Annotated in this window: 12 protein-coding genes and 1 pseudogene; 6 read left to right on the plus strand and 7 right to left on the minus strand. The window is 64.4% G+C overall.

Features of this window, described 5'->3' with window-relative positions:
- Positions 1 to 271, plus strand: a 271-nt coding sequence (locus BEN49_RS27470; protein WP_204376023.1) for a hypothetical protein, incomplete at its 5' end; no start/stop codon positions are given.
- 221 nt (positions 272 to 492) lie between these two features.
- On the opposite strand, the gene BEN49_RS01315 is transcribed toward BEN49_RS27470, so the two are convergent.
- The 6 genes from BEN49_RS01315 to BEN49_RS01335 all read right to left on the minus strand — a co-directional run bounded on the left by BEN49_RS01315 (position 493) and on the right by BEN49_RS01335 (position 11,954).
- Entirely contained in the window at positions 493 to 4,083 is a 3,591-nt protein-coding gene (locus BEN49_RS01315) for a PA14 domain-containing protein (RefSeq protein WP_070739666.1), read from the minus strand.
- A complete protein-coding gene (locus BEN49_RS28745) occupies positions 4,035 to 4,973 on the minus strand; it encodes a glycosyl hydrolase family 28-related protein (protein ID WP_204376024.1) in 939 nt (312 codons plus the stop codon). The genes BEN49_RS01315 and BEN49_RS28745 overlap by 49 nt, the downstream gene beginning before the upstream one ends.
- Positions 4,974 to 5,686: 713 nt before the next feature.
- Positions 5,687 to 6,709 carry a pyruvate dehydrogenase complex E1 component subunit beta gene (locus BEN49_RS01325; protein ID WP_262490166.1) on the minus strand — a complete coding sequence of 341 codons (1,023 nt, stop codon included), beginning with the start codon at positions 6,707 to 6,709 and terminating at the stop codon, positions 5,687 to 5,689.
- A gap of 64 nt (positions 6,710 to 6,773) precedes the next feature.
- The gene (locus BEN49_RS31250) at positions 6,774 to 7,193 is read right to left on the minus strand and encodes a T9SS type A sorting domain-containing protein (RefSeq protein ID WP_498366021.1); all 420 of its coding nucleotides are present in this window, start codon (positions 7,191 to 7,193) and stop codon (positions 6,774 to 6,776) included.
- A gap of 980 nt (positions 7,194 to 8,173) precedes the next feature.
- Positions 8,174 to 9,451 (minus strand): hypothetical protein, encoded by a 1,278-nt coding sequence (locus BEN49_RS31255; protein WP_498366020.1) that lies wholly within the window; start codon positions 9,449 to 9,451, stop codon positions 8,174 to 8,176.
- Positions 9,452 to 10,223: 772 nt separating this feature from the next.
- Entirely contained in the window at positions 10,224 to 11,954 is a 1,731-nt protein-coding gene (locus tag BEN49_RS01335; RefSeq protein ID WP_070739678.1) for a tetratricopeptide repeat protein, read from the minus strand.
- Positions 11,955 to 12,196: 242 nt separating this feature from the next.
- Here BEN49_RS01335 and BEN49_RS01340 point away from each other — a divergent pair, with 242 nt between their 5' ends.
- Genes BEN49_RS01340 through BEN49_RS01355 form a run of 4 tightly spaced genes read left to right on the plus strand, consistent with a single transcriptional unit; the run spans position 12,197 to position 16,027 of the window.
- Positions 12,197 to 12,415: a PspC domain-containing protein gene (locus BEN49_RS01340; RefSeq protein WP_070739681.1), complete on the plus strand. Its 219-nt coding sequence runs from the start codon at positions 12,197 to 12,199 to the stop codon at positions 12,413 to 12,415.
- A gap of 56 nt (positions 12,416 to 12,471) precedes the next feature.
- Positions 12,472 to 13,533: a potassium channel family protein gene (locus tag BEN49_RS01345; RefSeq protein WP_070739684.1), complete on the plus strand. Its 1,062-nt coding sequence runs from the start codon at positions 12,472 to 12,474 to the stop codon at positions 13,531 to 13,533.
- 54 nt (positions 13,534 to 13,587) lie between these two features.
- Positions 13,588 to 14,760 carry a glycosyltransferase family 4 protein gene (locus BEN49_RS01350; protein ID WP_070739687.1) on the plus strand — a complete coding sequence of 391 codons (1,173 nt, stop codon included), beginning with the start codon at positions 13,588 to 13,590 and terminating at the stop codon, positions 14,758 to 14,760.
- Positions 14,761 to 14,788: 28 nt separating this feature from the next.
- A complete protein-coding gene (locus tag BEN49_RS01355) occupies positions 14,789 to 16,027 on the plus strand; it encodes a glycosyltransferase family 4 protein (RefSeq protein ID WP_070739690.1) in 1,239 nt (412 codons plus the stop codon).
- Here BEN49_RS01355 and BEN49_RS01360 read toward each other — a convergent pair.
- Complete coding sequence (locus BEN49_RS01360) at positions 16,015 to 16,740, minus strand: FkbM family methyltransferase (RefSeq protein ID WP_083325658.1); 726 nt, start codon at positions 16,738 to 16,740, stop codon at positions 16,015 to 16,017. The two genes, BEN49_RS01355 and BEN49_RS01360, sit on opposite strands and share 13 nt — an antisense overlap.
- Before the next feature lie 144 nt (positions 16,741 to 16,884).
- Between BEN49_RS01360 and BEN49_RS01365 the strand changes: the two are divergent.
- Positions 16,885 to 17,129 (plus strand): annotated as a pseudogene (locus tag BEN49_RS01365) (hypothetical protein); the annotation flags it as partial.

A 17,129-nucleotide genomic window follows, 5' to 3' on the forward strand; every position in this document is an offset into this window, starting at 1 on the left:
CACGGGCCCGGGCGGGCTGGGCGCTGCTGGCCCTGGGCTGCCGGTGGCCCTGGCGCTGCCCACGCTGGTGGAGTGCCGCTTCCTGCTGCCACTGCAGCCTGCTGCTGCTCACGGCGGCCGCCGAGGGGGCCTGGGACCGGCGGTGGCGAGCCGCGCCCGGTGGCGGCAGGCGGTGGCCGCTGTAGTGCTGGCGGCGGTGCTGTGGGGCGGGTGGCAGCTGGCCGCCGCCACCGCCGCGCAGCTTCAGCCCGGCGACGTGCCCGCGTATTAATTATTGACGCTATATAATATGCTGGGGCCAGTGCGGGCTCCGACGTTGTCGGCTGCGTAGGAGTGGCGCAACCCACCGCCTATTGACTGCTCAAAAGCGCCGAACTTCCTATTGTATAGGCTGCATACGCGCGCAAAGGGCCCCGCTGGAAATTCCAACGGGGCCCTTTGCGCGGATGTATTATCCAAATCTAAATTGGCGCTTGAAGCACAGTGGCTGGGCTAGTGGCTGATAGTCACCTTTTGCCCCTGGCGCTGGCCGTCGGCCCCCACCAGCGTGAGCCGGTAGATGCCCTGGGCGGCGCCCAACGCCTGGTAAGCCAGGTGGTTGATGCCCGCCTGCACCTGCACTTGCTGCTGCTGCACCGTCCGGCCCAGCGCGTCAATAAGGGTGAGCGTGGCCGTTTGCGCGGTGGCTACCGAAAACTCGACGGTGAAGGCCCCCGTGCTCGGGTTCGGGTAAACGCTTAGCGCAGTGGAGGCAACGTCTGGCGTAGCTGCTTCAACCAGGCCCGCCCGGCTGCCCTTGGCCGCCGCCGTGCTGCCGGCCGCGCTGCGGCGCAGGGCCGCTGGCGACAGCGTCTGCTTCTTCTGGTTCGGGTCCAGGTAGCTCACGGCGAGCGTTTGGCCGCCGCCGCCTTGCAAGTAAGTGATGGTGATGGCGTGGGTGCCAGCCCGCAGGCCGATGGTGCCGGCACGCTCCTGGTAGCTATGCAGGCCGTCGTTGTCCGCCACCAGCGTCGAGCCGATGAACAACTGCGAGCCGTCGTCCGAACCGGTGGTGAAGGTGTACTGGCCGTCGGCGGGCACCGTCACGAAGCCCGTGTACTGCACCGCGTAGCCGTAGTCGCGCTGGCGCTCGCCTAGGTTGAAGGAGGTGGCGGTGCTGCTGCTGGCCTTTATCGGGTTCAAAGCGCTGAACGTGGGCAGGTTGTTCCAGTAACCTTCGTAGTACTTCGCGTCCAGGCCGGCAACCGTATTGGCCGGGTTTTCGGGGGTGCGCAGCCCGCTAGTGGCCGCCGCCGTGCTGAGCCGCGACCACGCCGAGGCGGGCACGGCCCGCTTGGCCGTGTTGGGGCCCTGGTAGCTCACGTCCAGGTTCTGGCCGCCGCCGCCTTGTAAAAAGGTGATGGTGACGGCGTGCGTGCCGGCTTGTAGGCCAATGCTGCCGGAGCGCTCCTGGTAGGAGTGCAGGCCGTCGTTGTCCGCCACCAGCGTCGAGCCGATGTAGAGCTGCGAGCCGTCGTCCGAGCCGGTCGTGAAGGTGTACTGGCCGTCGGCGGGCACCGTAATGTAGCCCGTGTACTGGAGGGCGTAGTTCAGGTCGCGCTGGCGGCCATCCAGGTTGGGGGTGGCCACCACGCCGCTGGCCAGGGCCCCCAGGGCGTCGAAATCGGGCAGCACGTTCCAGGATCCTTCGTAGTACTGGTAGCCGAGGCCGGCCGTGGTATTGGCCGGATTTTCGGGCGCGCGCAGGCCCGCGTCCGGCGCGGGCTGGGTTCCCGTCGGCGTCGTTTCCCGGAGCAGCGCGGCCATTGGGATGGTTTGCTTGGCCGTTTTGGGGCCCTGGTAGCTCACGTTCAGCGTTTGGCCCCCCGCGCCTTGCAGGTAGGCAATGGTAATGGCGTGGGTACCGGCCTTCAGGCCAATGGTGCCGGAGCGCTCCTGGTAGTCGTGCAGGCCGTCGTTGTCCGCCAGCAGCGTCGAACCGATGTAGAGCTGCGAGCCGTCGTCCGAGCTGGTCGAAAACGTGTACTGGCCGTCGGCGGGCACCGTTACGTAGCCCGTGTACTGCATCACGTAGCCGTAGTCGCGCTGGCGCTCGCCCAGGTTGAGGGCAGTGGAGGTGCCGGTTTTGGTGGGCGTCAGGCTGGTAAAGTCCGGGAGATTGTTCCAGTAGCCCTCCACGTAGGTGTAGTTCAGGCCGGTTGTGGTAGAAGCCGGGTTTTCGGGCGTGCGCAGGCCCATGCTGGCCCGGCGCAGCACGGCGCTCGTAATGGGCTGCTTGGGGATGCCCGGCCCGAGGTAGCTGGCTTCCAGCACCTGGCCCGCGCCCCCCTGGAAGTACGTCACGGTGAAGGCGTGGGTGCCGGCCTTCAGGCCAATGGTGCCCGAAACCTCCCGTACTTGGTGCGGGCCGTCGTTGTCCACCACCAGCGTCGAGCCGATGTAGAGGCGCGAGCCGTCGTCCGAGTTGGTCGAAAACGTGTACTGGCCGTCGGCGGGCACCGTAATGTAGCCCGTGTATTGCAGGGCGTAGCCGTACTCGCGCTGCCGCACGCCCAGGTCGAAGCTGGTGGCAATGCTGGTTTTGATGGCGGTGAGGCCCGTAAAATTCGGCAGCGAGTTCCAGTTGCCCTCGAAGTACTGGTAATTAAGGCCTGCCTCAGTATTATCGGGGTTTTCGGGCGTGCGCAGCGCCGACACCGTCGAGCCCAGGCAGGAAGCCGTGCCCACGGAAGTGTGCGAGAGGCCGATAATGCGGTTGTCCTGGACCAGGTTGGGCGTGTTGATCAATTTCGTGTTGCAAACCAGGGTGTTATAAGCCCCAGAGTTCACGTACAGCGCATTATCGCAGTTAATGGCCGTGTTGTTCTGGAAAATAGAGCCCAGCAGCGCGGGGATTTTCTCATCCACATAGAGGCCCCCATTCTCCTGGAAAGCCAGGTAGTTGTGGTAGCCCTCCGGAAATTTGTCGTCCACCACGGCGGGCACGTTGGGCGAGTTTGCTGTCAGGGTGTTGGCGCGCACTTCCAGGTTAACCAGCGACGTGCCAAAGGTTCGGGTTTGGTGCGATTGCGTGGCGTGGGTTCCAATAAATACCCCGTTCGAGCCATCGGTGCCGGCCACGTTATTCCCCACAATCTGGTTGTTGTACATGGGGGTAAACATCTGGTAGCCGTTGTCGCCCTGGTAAGGCATAAAGTCGATGGAGCCGCTGTTGGTCAGCGTGTTGCCCACCACGGCTACGTCCAGCGTAGCGTTTTGGTAGAAGGTAATGCCGCGCCGGTTGCCCAGCAAAGTGTTACCCTTCACCAGCCAGTTGCGGGCCCCCCAGTTGAAGATGGCGTAGTGGCTGCCCGCCTTGGGCGTCACGTCCCAGGCCCGGTCCAGGGTCAGCTGGCTGCCGCTGCCCTTCGTGATGGTGCGCCACTGGCCCATGCCGTTGCCGCTCACGATGGCCACCACGGGCTGCTGCCGGAAGGTCCCCCAGTTCTTGCTGTTGTCCTGCAAGGTGTTGCCGCCGGCCCCGCTCACCGTCCCCGCGTTCTCGTCGATGCGGGTGCCGCCGCTGCCCCCGCCCTCGGCAATAATGGCCTCGCCGTCGTTGGAGTTCTGGGCCGGGCCGTTGATGACGCTGAACTCGTTGCCGAGCACGGCCATGTTCTGGGCAAAGTCCAGAATCAGTACGTGGTTGGTCAGCGAAGTGGGGTAGCGGGCGCTGCCGTCACGGTACACGTGGTTGTTTTCAAACACGCCCTCGTGCGCGTTGGGCAGGTTTAGGCCGTACACGGCAAACGTGATGTTGTTGTTGGACACCACAAAGTTGGTGCAGCCGCTCAGCTGCAGGGGCCCGTGGTAGCCCGCCTGGCTGTCCACACCCTGCTTAAAGTCGGAGTTGGCAATAACCAGCTTGTTGGAATTGGCCAGCCAGAGCCAGTCGCCGGTGTTCATGTCGAAGCGCACGCGCTGCATAAATAGCTCCGTGCCCACGCCCGTCATGTTCTGGATGTACTGGCCCGAGTCGTTCACGTTGATGATGGTCAGGTCGGTGAGCCCCCCCAGCTGGTGTTGTTCCAGATAACGCCCCACCGGTCGGGGCTCACGTTGCCGTAGCCGAACTTGATGATGGTCTGGTCTTTGCCAGCCCCGCGCAGCACCACGCGGTTGCGCATCAGCAGGCCAGCGCCGCCCCCGTGGGCCAGCTTGTAGGTGCCCGCGGGCAGGTACACCACCCCGCCACCGTCGGCGGCGGCCCGGTCCATGGCCGCCTGAATGGCGGGCTGGTCGTTGGTGCCGCCGTCGCCCCGGGCTTTCCGGTCCAGGCGGCCGTCCGTCTGCACGTTATATACGTTGGCGTAAAAGGTGATTTTGCTGGCCCAGCCCACCCCCAGATTAAAGTAGTCGGCGCCGCCGTCAATGGCCTTAACCGATTGTTCGGCTGCCGTTTCGCCGCCGTAGCCGTTGCTCACCAGCACCTGGTAGGTGGTGCCCGCCTGCAACGAGCTGGGGGCAGTGAAGCTCAGCGTGTAAGCATCGCTCCGGCTGGCATCTACCTGGGCGGTGCCGCCGCCGGCCCCCACGAAGCGCACCTGGGCCCCGCCCCCCAAAAACAGGTTGCGGCCAAACAAGCGCATGCGCCCGCCGGCCCCCACCTCGGGCGAGTCGAAGTGCTGCCCGCGGGGTTGGTTGAGGTACACGCTGGGGCTGCGCTGGCCACCGTCGTCCACCCACACTTGATACACATTGGGGGCCAAGTTGGCCGGTACTTGCCCCGTGGCCTGCCCGGCCATCTGGGTCATGATGGGCACCGCCACAGGGGTCGTTGAGGTGCCGGCGGTGAGGTAAACTTTTGCCCCGGCGCCGAAGCTGCCTTGCAGGCTGAAGGCATCGCCCGGCTGCGCCGTGGGGCTAGAATTGAAGACGACGGTTTGCGCGGAAGCGGCTGGTGAAAAGCCGCTAAAAAGCGCCAGCCACAGCATAAAAAGGGGGATTGAATTCTGCATGCAATCGTACTAAAGTGAGAAGAAAGAACCTTAAAAAACTTAAAAAGGGGAGTGGTCAGAAATTTCCACAATAGGATTATTTAACCCAAAGTTGAAGATTTTTATTATTGTTTAGCTTGCTTGCAATACGAAAATAATTGGTTATGCAAAAGGTTGTTATTTAGAATATTTATACTAATTATTATAAAAACCACATTATCATTTTGATTTGCAGTGCATCGGAAATCAAAATAATCGGTTTGTATAATTAGCTGATTGATAATTGAATATCAACATTATGATCATAGTAATATGGTATATATGCAATTAAAATACTCATTTAGTATAATTAAGCAATTGCTTTTACCCGGCTGAATTCATCGGATGCACATCTTTTCAGGTCCGGATATTAAACGGCTGAACTATATAGGTGAAATAATATTCCCCGACCTTTAGCTCAGTTATTTTGCACTTTAATAATAATCTCTTTTACGGAAACGGATCATTTCAAAACCCTGGGACAAAATCAAAACGCCGTAATTCTTTCCGCAAAATCATCGTCCTATTCGTGGCGGGTACTGGCGGGTAACGGGTTTCGTTCTGGGGGCCCCGGCCCAAACAAAAAGCGGCCCCGCCGGCAAATGCCAGCGGGGCCGCTTTCGTAAAAATGGCCGCCGATTGGGGACCGGTGGGCTCGTTGCCGCGGATTGCTAAGCCTTGGCGTAGGTTACTTCCTTCACCGCCTTCACCACGCGGGCCACGTTGGGCAAGGAGGCTTCGATGAGGGTGGGGGCGTAGGGCAGGGGCACGTCGGCGCAGGTGATGCGGACCACGGGCGCGTCGAGGTGGTCGAAGGCGCGGCGCTGCACCACGTAGGCGATTTCGCCCGAAAGGCTGGCCAAGGGCCAGGCTTCCTCGACGACTACCAGGCGGTTGGTTTTTTTGACAGAGGTGATGACGGTGTCGTAGTCAATCGGCCGCACCGAGCGCAGGTCGATGACTTCGGCTTGGATACCTTCTTTGGCCAGCTCGTCGGCTGCGGTATGGGCGATTTTCATCATTTTGCCGAACGAGACAATCGTCACGTCGGTGCCTGGACGGGTGATATTGGCCTTGCCGATTTCGAGGATGTACTCCTCCTCCGGTACTTCGCCCTTGTCGCCGTACATCAGTTCCGACTCCATGAAAATCACCGGATCGGGGTCGCGGATGGAGGCTTTGAGCAAGCCCTTGGCGTCGTAGGGAGTGCTGGGCACCACCACTTTGAGGCCGGGGCAGTTGGCGTACCAGTTCTCAAAGTTTTGCGAGTGCTGGCTGCTAAGCATGCCGGCGTTGCCGGTGGGGCCCCGGAACACGATGGGGCACGAAAACTGCCCGCCCGACATGGAGTGCAGCTTGGCGGCCGAGTTAATCACCTGATCAATAGCTACCAGCGAGAAGTTGAAGGTCATGAACTCGATGATGGGCAGCAGCCCGTTCATAGCCGCGCCTACGCCGATGCCGGCAAAGCCCAGCTCGGCAATCGGCGTGTCGATGACGCGGCCGGCGCCGAACTCGTCGAGCATACCCTGACTCACCTTGTAAGCGCCGTTGTACTCGGCAACTTCTTCGCCCATGAGGAAAATGCGGGGGTCGCGGCGCATTTCCTCGTTCATGGCCTCGCGCAGGGCCTCCCGGAATTGTATCTGACGCATGAAATGCTGGCTTAAAAACGGCTTGGAACTGTTTGGCAAAGCTACAACACCGCTTGGGATTGTTTGCCCATGCCGGGCGGGGTACCGGGCGCTGGTCTTGGCCTCAAGGAGCCACTACCACCCGCTGGCCACCTGCGATGGGGGCCCCAGTGGCATCGTGGGCAACGAGGTAGTACAGGCCGGGGCGCAGGTGGCTGAGGTCGAGCTGGGCCTGCTGCTGGCAAAGCTGCTCGTGCACCAGCCGGCCCAGGCCGTCGCACAGGCGCAGGGTAACCAGCTGGGCCGGGCCCGCCACCTGCACGTGCAGCAGGCGCTGCACCGGCTGCGGAAAAACGGGCAGCAGCCGGGATCCCGCGCCGGGGGGCGGGCCCACGGCGACCACGGGCGAATAGGTGGCCACCCCATCTTGGTTGAACTGCCGCAGGCGGTAGTAAGCGGTGGTGGCCAGGGCCAGTGTGTCGCGGAAAGCGTAGGCCGTGGCCTGGGTGTTTTTGCCAGCGCCGGGCACGAAGCCGATGGCCATAAAGCTGGCCCCGGCCGCGGCTTGGCGCTGCACTTCGGTGCCCTGGCTGGGCAGCTCCGATGCGGTGCACCAGCGCAGCTGCACCGCGGGGCCCTGCCGCTGGCCGGCGAAGCTGGCCAGCACCACCGGCAGGGGAGAACTGCCCAACTGCACTTCAAAGGACCCGGCCGCCGCCAGCACTACCTCCAGCGCGTGGCTATCGGCGTCGTAGGCGTAGCTGGCCACGCTCGTGCCGACGACGCTGGTTGGGGCCCTGGGGAGGGACAGCCTGAGCGTGGTGCGCCGGTTAGCGTAGCCGTTGTAGCGGCTGCCGCCGGTATTTTGCCAGCTCACGTTGGCCCGCGGCGTGGCGCGCAGCACGGGCGTGGGGCCCACGCGCAGCACCGTGCCGGCCTGCACGAACAGCTGGGAAAAGCTGCCGTTGGCCGTGGCCGAGTAGAAATTCAGCAGGCCATCGGCGCTCACGGCCTGCGGCAACTGTCCGCTGGCGTCGGTGCTCAGCACTGAATCGGCCTGCGCAAAGGCAATGTCAATAAACCCGGTGCCAGTGGTGGCCAAGGCGGCCGTCGAAGCTTGGCTGGTCGTCGCCACGCGAGGCGGCTGGGTCGTGTAGGGGTAAAGCCCGGCCAGAAACACGGCCAGGGGTGCGCTGGGCGTTTGCACTAGCAGCGTGGTGTGGCTTTCGGCCGTGTTATACGTGGTTTCGTGCTGGTTGGTGACCGTGGTGTAGGTGGCCGGGTCGCCGGCCGTTGCCACGTGGGCCAGCAGGCTGACGCCGTTCTTTTGCCACGTGCCTTCCTGGGAGCTTAATCCGTCCGTAAAAGTGCCCGTATCGGCATTGCCGTTCGTCAGCCCGTAGCCGTGCAGCTGCCAGGTGTAGGCGTGGGCGGCGGTGGCGCTTGCCACATCGGCCAGCAGGTAATACGAGCTGCGCACGAACAGGGCCTTGCGCGTGATGGTGGCCCCTTGGTAGGCCGTGGCTACTTCGCCGTAGGCCAGCAGCGGCGTTTGTAGGGTTTCCTGGATGGTGGACGTGGTTGGGCTGCCGGCGCCGGGCGCGCCGATGGCCGGCCCAGCGCCGTCCACCAGCACCAGGTTGTGGTTAGTGGCCTGGCCCACCTCCGACCGGCGGGAGTAGCTGAGGTACCCGGGGTCGAGGGCCAGCAGCTGGCCGTGGGCGTGCAGCAGAAAGCTGCTGGCCGTGCCCTGGCTGTGGCCGCCGGCATTGGCCTGGGCCCGGCCGCCGCGGCCGTAGAGGTGAAAATATGCGGCGAGCGAGTCTGGGCCCGACCTAAACACCAGGTTGCCGCTGCCGGGTAGCACCGTGAGGGCTGGCTGGTTGGGCGCCGACGGGGCAAGGGCGCCGCCAGCCAGGCGGCTCGCATGTCCACCGTCACGTCGCGCAGCTGCGCAACGGCCGAGGCCATGCCGGTGCCCGAGAGCTTGCTGAAATACATCGGCTTGACGTACTGGCTATCGCCGGTCAGCGCCAGTTCTGGCATGCCCATGTCCACGTAGGAGTCTTCGAGGGCTGGCAGGCGGCCGTCGGGCATCAAAATGCTCGTTACCCAACCGTAGAGCAACCTGTATTTCGGGTCGAAGTACGGGTTGCGAATGCTGCGCGCCGCGGTCCCAAACTTGTACGGCAGCGTATCGTCGGGTAGGAAATTGCCCATTGCCCGAAAAAACGGCAGGCAGTTGAGCATGGCGTACTTGAAGTAATAAGGCCCCTCGGCGTAGCCGGCCACCAGGGTCGAGTCCGACTGCCGCTGGGCGTCGCGCCACAGCACGTTGTCGATGTTGTATAGGCCCGCCCCGGCCCACCTAGCGGGTTGGTAGTTGGCGTCGGTGCTGGTGGCCTCGTTCAGCACCACCGCGGCCATGCCCAGGGCGGCGGCGGTCATGAGGGTGTGGTTGTTCTTAACGGCGCTGTAAAACGTGGTGCCGTAGATGGGTTTTGTCGATTGCTGGTAGAGGTTGCCAGCAAAGACCTGCACCCGGGCGGCGCCGGCCGTTAGGCTGGCGGCCGTTTCGCCGGCCCCGCGCAGCAAGTCATACGCTATCAGGTAGTCTATCAGCTCCTTCGAGCGCCACTGCCACTCGGTGTAGGGCGTGGTCCCCGCCAGGGTAGCGAACACTTCCACGTTGGTATTAATTCTTTCGAGCAGGCTGCGGGCCGTGTCCACGAGCGCCGCGCGCTGGGCCGCCGATTGGGCCGCAAGGCCCTGGCCGGTGCCTTGCTGGCCAACCAGCGCCACAAAGGCGGCATTTTTGGCAAATGTGGCCCGGGCACGGCGGTCGTCGGCTGTCGAGTTGCCGGCCGGGGGGGGCGTGCTGCACGTCGGCCCACAGGGTTTGGTAAAGACCCCGCCGGTCGGGCGCGGCCAAGGAGGCCCGTACCCCAGCCAGGGCCCCTGCCTTAAGCAGCGTGCGCGGGTACGACCCGTTGGCCCCGGCCGGGTTCCAGCTGCCCGCTGGCTGCGCGTGCAGGCCGGCCGCGCTGCCCAGCAGCAGGAGAATCGTAAAAAGTAGCTTCATAGCGTAGGAGAGGGCGGGCGGGCCAGCTTGCCCGGGGCCGGGGCCCCAGGGGTGGTACAACGAGGGGCTAGCCGGCGGGAATCGGCAAATCGACGGTTGGGAGAATGCCGCAATAAGCCAATAAGCCTAAAAAACAGAGGCAAAATATAAATTAAATTACCTCGTTGCTTGGTAAAAAGGCGTTCTTATTTGCATTGTTTTTTAAAGCTAATGCTTGTAAAAACAAACGACGTAAAAATTGTTAATTAATAAAAAAATCACAATAATATGCCCTTAAAAACTAAAAAAAACTGGTAAATGATAAAATAAATTATATAAAAATCGAACCCGCATATTACTTTTTATGACAGCCGTAAAAGCACAATTGGCTGCGACCAATGCAATGATCAAAGGTCATTGCATTGTCGCAGCCAATTGTGCTTTTACAAGATGACTTTAGGCGCTGCCCGGAGCGCTGGACGCTGCTGAAGTAGCGCCCACCACTGCCGTGCGCTACTTCAGCGCCTCGCGGAAAGCCTCGCCCTGGGCATAGTCCTGGAACTCCAGGTCCTCGACGGCTTGGTTGGCCAGGGTGCGGTCGGCAGCCACGGCTTGTTGCAGGTAAGTGGCCAGTTGGGCCTCGTCGTGGCGGCGGGCGGCTACTACGGCCAGGCCGTAGAGGGCCGCCGGGGCCCCGGGGCGCCGCGCCAGGGCCTGGCGGTACTGGGCCTCGGCGAGGTCGTAGCCCCCTTTTTGCACGTAAATCAGGGCCGTGTTTAGCTCGTTCTGGTACGAAGGGCCCGCGAAGCGCAGGGTGCGCAGGGCCTCGTCGGGCTGGCCAACCTCAATTTCCAGGGCCGCTTTGTCGGAAATAATTTTGCGCAGCAGGGCCCGGTCGCCGCCCAGCTTGATGGCGTAGTCGTAGTTCTGGAGGGCTTCGAGGCGGTCGCCGGCGCGGTGGTAGGCCGTGGCGGCGTGGTAAAATAATTCGGCCGTGGGGTTGCGGTGCGCGGCGAGGGTGAAGTTGGTGGCCGCCCGGCGCTGGTAGGCACGGGCCACCTTGGGGCTCACCTCCTTCTCGGAGCGCAGCAGCAGCACCACGCCCAGGTTGTGGTAGGCCTCCCAGCGGCCCTCGGCGGCGCTGGCCACTTCGTAAATGCGCTGCTTTTCGGCCAGCAGCGGCGTGAGGGTGGCCGAGTAGCGCAGCTCCTCGGGCGTGAGGGCGTCGATTTCGGCCTGCTTGGCCACAATCTTTTTCGACAATAAATACACCTCCGAATTGTAGCGCGCCGGGGCCGTGAACGTGACGGCCACCGTGCCCACGCGCAGCACGGGGTAGATGTACTGCTCCACGTATTCGAAGGATTGCAGGCGGTGCAAGGCCTTTTCCTTGGCCACGTAGCTGCCCGGCGCATCGTTGATGACGGCGATAATGGAGTCTTGGTCGGCGGGCTTGAGGGCCGACTGCGTGACCTTGTTCAGGAACAGGTCCCAGCGGCGGCGGTAGGCCAGGGTGTCGAATTTAATGTTGGCCACCTTGTTAAGGTACGAAAACCCCTCAACCCGCTTCTTATAGTAGTAAAGCAGCATTTTGACGCGCTTGCTGGCCAGGGCGGGGTTGTGGGCATCGAGCGAATCGGGGGAGTGGCCGGCGGTGATGAGCACGCGCTGGGTGCGCTGGTTGGCGTCGATCAGGTCTTCCAGGGCGGCCACGTTGGTGCCCAAAAACGAGCGGATGAACCAGGCCCCGTCGTCGAAGAAAAACGGCAGAATGCGCGTACCGCTCACTTGGTTGAGGGCGGCTTCGGGCAGCAGGGCCAGGGCGGTGTCTTCGCGCACCACGCGGCGGGCAGGGTCGGCAATGCCGCGGGCCAGGCGCACGTCGGCGGGGCCCCGCAGCACTTGGCCGCCGCGCTTCAGCTCGCGCACCTGGGGGCGGGCCAGCAGCTCGCCGGGGCTGCGGTTGGGCGTGTTGGGCAGGCTGAACGCCTTGCGGGCCACCAGCAGTCCCTTGTGCTCGTCGTCGTACACGTAGTCGCCCACCACGAACGAAACGCGGCCCAGCGTGTCGTCGCGCAGGCCGTGGTCGTAGCGGTAGCGCAGCAGCAGCTCGTAGGCCACGCCCTTGCGCAGGTGGGCGGCGGGCACCCGGGCCGTCACCTCGAAGGGCACGGTTTCGCCCACGGCCGTGAGCGGGGCGGGGGTGGCCGTGGCCTGGCGGCCGGCCTCGGCGGCGCGCAGCACCTTGGGCAGGGGCGAGCAACCCAGCAGCAGGGCCCGGCAGCCAGCAGTGCGGCCGGCCGGGGCCCCGCCGTTAATTTTGAAAGAATACGCAACAGATTATGGCTTTAACGAGCGTCCTAAACGTACAAGCACCTAAAAAGGTGGGGCCCGGGCGCGCAAAGCTACCCGGTTCGGTTGGGCCGGTCCCGTTCGCGTTGTAACTTAGCCCGGCCCGCGGTCCTTTCTCACCAGCACCCTCTGCCATGAAAACCCTCACCGATTACCTCGAAGCGCAGTCGTTTGGCCTGTGTTCGGCCTTGGGCCAGCGGTGGGGCTTTAGCACCCGCAGCATCCGGCTCTCGTTCGTGTACGCCTCGTTTTTCACGTTTGGCTCGCCCGTGGTGCTCTATTTCGCGGGCGTGTTTTGGATGAACGTGCGCCGCGCCTGGCGCCAGCAGCGCAGCACCGTGTGGGATCTCTAGGGCCCCGCTGGGCGTAGCTTTGGGGCCCTTGCTGCCCTTCCGCTCCCTCTTCGTGCATGTTTAAGCGCCTCAACCTGGGCCGCCTGCGGCTGGCCCTCGCCCTCACAATCGTAAGCCTGGGCACGGGGCTGGCCGGGTTCCGCCTTATCGAGCACCTGGACTGGGCCGATGCCTGGTACATGACCATCACCACCGTATCCACGGTGGGCTACGGCGAGGTGCGCCCGTTTTCGGAAGCGGGGCGCATTTTTGTGTCCTTTTACATCCTCTTCAACCTCGTGGTGGTGGCTTACCTGGTGTCGGTGTTCACCACGTTTCTGTTTGCCGGCGAGCTGCGCAACTTGTTTAAAATGTACCGGACCGACCAACAAATCCAGCGCTTCAGCGGGCACCTCATCCTCTGCGGCTTTGGGGCCAACGGCCGCCGTGCTTACCAAGAGCTGCGCGCCAACGGCGTGCGCGTGGTGGTAGTGGAGCAGGACGAGCAGCTGATGAAGGACGTCAGCGACGGCAAAACCGGCGAAGATTACGACGGCGACGGCCACCCGGGCGGCAGCATCATCACCGTGTTCGGCGACGCCACCACCGACGTGGTGCTGCAACAGGCCGGCGTGGCCCGCGCCTCGGCCTTGATCACGGCCCTGGCCAAAGACGCCGACAACGTGTTCGTGGCCCTCTCGGCCCGGGCCCTCAACCCGCACCTAAAAATCATTGCCCGCGCTAAGCTCAAAACCTCCGAAAGCAAGCTGCTCTCGGCCGGGGCCGACGCCGTGGTGATGCCCGACGAAATCGGCGGCTCGCACATGGCCAAGCTGGTGGTGCGCCCCGAAGTCATTCGCTTCCTGGACCTTATCTCGGGCCTCACCGCCGACAAGCTGCGCCTGGAGGAACTCAGCTACGAGCAGCTGCGCAAAGAGATGCGCGGCCAGAGCATCCGCGAGCTCGACGTGCGCTCGCGCACCGGCGCCACCGTCATCGGCCTGCGCCTGGCCGACGGCACCTTCACGGTGAGCCCCTCGGCCGATTACCGCCCGGCGCCCGGCGACGTGCTGCTGCTGCTGGGCTCGGAGGAGCAGATTGAGAGCCTGGAGGTGAGCTTCCGCCAGCTGGGCTTGTAGGGGCCCCGGCGTTGGTGGGCCCCCGGGCCGTGTTTATTTCGTTGATTTTCTTTCATGCACATCGCCGTCACCACGCGCTTTTTGCTGCCCGGCAACCAGCTGGAGGGGCTGGGGCGCTACACCTACGAAACTTTGAGCTGCCTGGTGCGCCAGCACCCGGAATGCACGTTCCACTTCCTCTTCGATAGGCCCCACGACCCGCGCTACGTGCTGGGGCCCAACGTAGTGGCCCACGTGCTGCGGCCCCCGGCGCGCCACCCCTTGCTGATATGGGCCTGGTACGAATGGGCCGTGGCCGGGTGGTTGCGGCGGCACCGCCCGGCTGCGCTGCTCTCGCCCGAGGGCTTCACGGTGCTGGGCACGCGCGTGCCCCGCGTGCTGGTGCTGCACGACCTGGCGTACCTGCACCGCCCCCACGACGTGAGCCGCCTCGTGTACCGCTACTACACGTATTTTATGCCGCGCTTCGCCCGCGCCGCCGCGCAGCTGGTGGCCGTGTCGGAAACCACCCGGCGCGATGTGGCCGAACAGTTTGGGCTGCCCGCGGCGCGCATTCGGGTGGCTTACAACGCGCCGGCCGCGCACTTCCGGCCGCAGCCGCTGGCGCAGCAGGCGGCCGTGCGGGCGCAATTCAGCGGGGGGCAGCCGTATTTCCTGTTTGTGGGGGCCCTGCAACCGCGCAAAAACCTGGCGAATTTGCTGCGCGCGTTTGGCCTGTTCAAGGCCGGGGCGGGGGAGGACCCGGCGGGGCCCGCAGCCGCGGTGCAACTGCTGGTGGTGGGCCGCGAGGCCTGGCAGGCCGGCCCCATCTTTGAGGCTTACCGACAGCTACCGCCGGCCGTGCGGGCCGCCGTGCGCTTCACGGGCCGCGTGGGTGAAGCGGAGTTGACGGGCCTGTATGCGGCCGCGCTGGCCACAGTGTACGTGCCTTTCTTTGAGGGCTTTGGCCTGCCCGTGGTGGAAGCCCAGGCCAGCGGCTGCCCGGTCATCACGTCCAACCTGTCGTCGTTGCCCGAGGTGGCGGGCGGCCCCGCCGGGGCCCTGCTGTGCGACCCGCACCAACCGGCGGCCATCGCCGTGGCCCTGGCCCAGCTGAGCCGCGACGCGCCGCTGCGGGCGCGCCTGCGGGCCGCCGGCCTGGCCAACGTGGCCCGCTTTTCGTGGGCGCGCAGCGCCGAAGTGCTGTGGCAAGCCGTGCAAGCCGCCCTGGCCGCCGGCCCGGCGTAGGGAGGGCCCCGGCGTAGTTTTGCGACCTATGCACATTCTCCAAGTAAGCCCGCGGGTGCCGTTTCCGCTGCACGACGGCGGGGCCATCGGGATTTACAACATCACGGCCGGGCTGCTGCGCGCCGGCCACCGCGTCACGATGTTGGCCATCAACACGCCCAAGCACCACCAGTCGGCCGATGTTCTGGCCCACCTGGGGCCCAACTTCCGGCTGGTAACGGTGGACGTGGATACGCGGCTGAAGCCGCTGTGGGCGCTGGCTAACTTGTTGTTTTCCGGTAAACCATACAACGTGGCTCGGTTCATCAGCGGCGACGTAACCAGCGTGCTGGTATCGCTGCTACGATCGGAGGCGTTCGACGTCATTCAGTTCGAAGGGACATTTGTGGCCTGGTACAACGAGTGGCTGAATGCGGAAGGGTTGACGCCGAAGGGCGTGGTGAAGGTGCTGCGGGCCCACAACATTGAGTATGTCATCTGGGAGCGGCTGGCGAAGGGTGAAAGCAACCCGCTGAAACGCTGGTACCTGAACCACCTGGCCGGGCGCATGCAGCAATTCGAGCAGAAATACCTGGGGCGCTTCGACGGCGTGGCGGCCATTACCGAGGAAGATATCACCCGCCTAAAGGAGCTGGGTTGCCCCGAACCCATTGCCCTCATTCCGGCGGCCGTGGAAATGGATTCTTTCCAGCCAGACCCCACCATCCAACCCCGGCTGCGCTCCGTGTTCATGATTGGCTCGTTGAACTGGCTGCCCAACCTGGAAGGCCTCGATTGGCTGTTGCGCGAGGTGTGGCCCGCCGTGCACGCCGAGCTGCCCGAGTTGGAGCTGCACGTGGCCGGCACCGGCACGCCCCCCCACCTGCTGGCCCCGCGCACTGATAACGTGTTCATCCACGGCTTCGTGAACTCGGCCGCCGCCTTCATGCGGCAGTACGATTTGATGCTGGTGCCGCTGCTGAGCGGCGGCGGGATGCGCGTCAAAATCATCGAGGGCATGGCCCTAGGCAAAGCCATTCTGAGCACCGGCCTGGGCGCCGAAGGCATTGCCGTGCGCGACGGCCACGACGTGGTGCTACGCGACGGGGCCCCCGCCTGGCAGGCTACCCTGCGCGACTATTACCACGGCCGCCTGCCCGTGGGGCCCCTCGGGGCCGCCGCCGCCCGCACCGCCGCCGACGTGTACGCCAACGGCCGAGTCACCCAGCGCTTCGAAGCGCTGTACGCGCAACTGGTGCCGGCCGGGCCGCTGCCTCAAGCTGGGTAGGCGATGAAGTAATAGTTCAGCTTCTGCTCAAACTGCTGCACCAGCTCGGCCCGGGTGAGGGCTGGCTGGCCGGCTAGCCAGCGCGTCATGGTGGAGATGCTGAGGCCGATGGCCGGGCCGGTGAGCAGGTCGAACACCTGCTCGGGGCGGGTGCCGTAGTGGTCGGAGCCCCCGATGCCGTGCTCGAACACGATGACCGGTCGGCTGGCGGCCAGCAGCGCCTGGGCCCCCAGCAGCACTTGCAGCTCGCCGCCTTCCACGTCAATTTTAATCAGGTCGATGCGCGTGCCAGCGGGCAGCACGTCGTCGAGGCGGGCGCGCTGCACGGTGATGAGCGTGTCGCGCTCGGGCCGGTCGTAGCGGCGTTTCACGAAGCCGCTGTAGGCCGGGTTGGTCAGCACGTAGTTGAAGGATACCTCGCCGGGGGCCTCGCCCAGGCCCAGCTGGTAGAAGTAGCAGTTGGGGCGGTGGGCAAAGGTGCGGGTGAGTTGCTGGTAGAGTGCCGGAATGGGCTCGAAGCCAAAGTGTTGGCCCTGGGGGGCGTAGCGCAGCATTTGGGCCAGTACTTCGCCCTTGTGGCAGCCTACGTCGACGCAGTTGGCCTGCGGGTGCAGCACGCGCCGCAGCACGCGCTCGGTTTGGCGGTCGTAGCGCTGGTTTTGGGTGAAGGCAATGGGCAGGCGTTTGATAATTTTTTTGAGAAACTCTTTCATTCGGGACCCCGCTGTTTGGGTAAGCGGCCCACGCAATCGGGCGTGCAGCCGCCCCCAAATGTAGGCGGGGCCTGCCGGAAATGGCCCGCGCCGCCGCCCGTCGCCGGGCCGGTGGGGCCGCCGCCGGCTTTACCTTCGCCCCGCATGAAACTCCTGGTGCTGCTCTCGCGCTTCCCGTACCCGCTCGACAAGGGGGACAAGCTGCGCGCCTACCACCAGCTGCGCTACCTGGCCGGGCAGGGCCACGAAATCTGCCTGCTGGCCCTCAGCGACGAGCCCGTGGGCGCCGGGGTGCTGCTCTCGCGCTTCCCGTACCCGCTCGACAAGGGGGACAAGCTGCGCGCCTACCACCAGCTGCGCTACCTGGCCGGGCAGGGCCACGAAATCTG

The sequence above is a fragment of the Hymenobacter coccineus genome (genome assembly GCF_001816125.1).
Lineage (GTDB): Bacteria > Bacteroidota > Bacteroidia > Cytophagales > Hymenobacteraceae > Hymenobacter > Hymenobacter coccineus.

Bases quoted from the DNA above. Each gene is read 5' to 3' on its own strand.
- BEN49_RS01360 (WP_083325658.1), bottom strand. From the start codon at position 16,740: ATGAAAGAGTTTCTCAAAAAAATTATCAAACGCCTGCCCATTGCCTTC.
- BEN49_RS01340 (WP_070739681.1), top strand. From the start codon at position 12,197: ATGAAAACCCTCACCGATTACCTCGAAGCGCAGTCGTTTGGCCTGTGT.
- BEN49_RS01355 (WP_070739690.1), top strand. From the start codon at position 14,789: ATGCACATTCTCCAAGTAAGCCCGCGGGTGCCGTTTCCGCTGCACGAC.
- BEN49_RS31250 (WP_498366021.1), bottom strand. From the start codon at position 7,193: ATGGCCATCGGCTTCGTGCCCGGCGCTGGCAAAAACACCCAGGCCACG.
- BEN49_RS01350 (WP_070739687.1), top strand. From the start codon at position 13,588: ATGCACATCGCCGTCACCACGCGCTTTTTGCTGCCCGGCAACCAGCTG.
- BEN49_RS01345 (WP_070739684.1), top strand. From the start codon at position 12,472: ATGTTTAAGCGCCTCAACCTGGGCCGCCTGCGGCTGGCCCTCGCCCTC.
- BEN49_RS28745 (WP_204376024.1), bottom strand. From the start codon at position 4,973: ATGCTGTGGCTGGCGCTTTTTAGCGGCTTTTCACCAGCCGCTTCCGCG.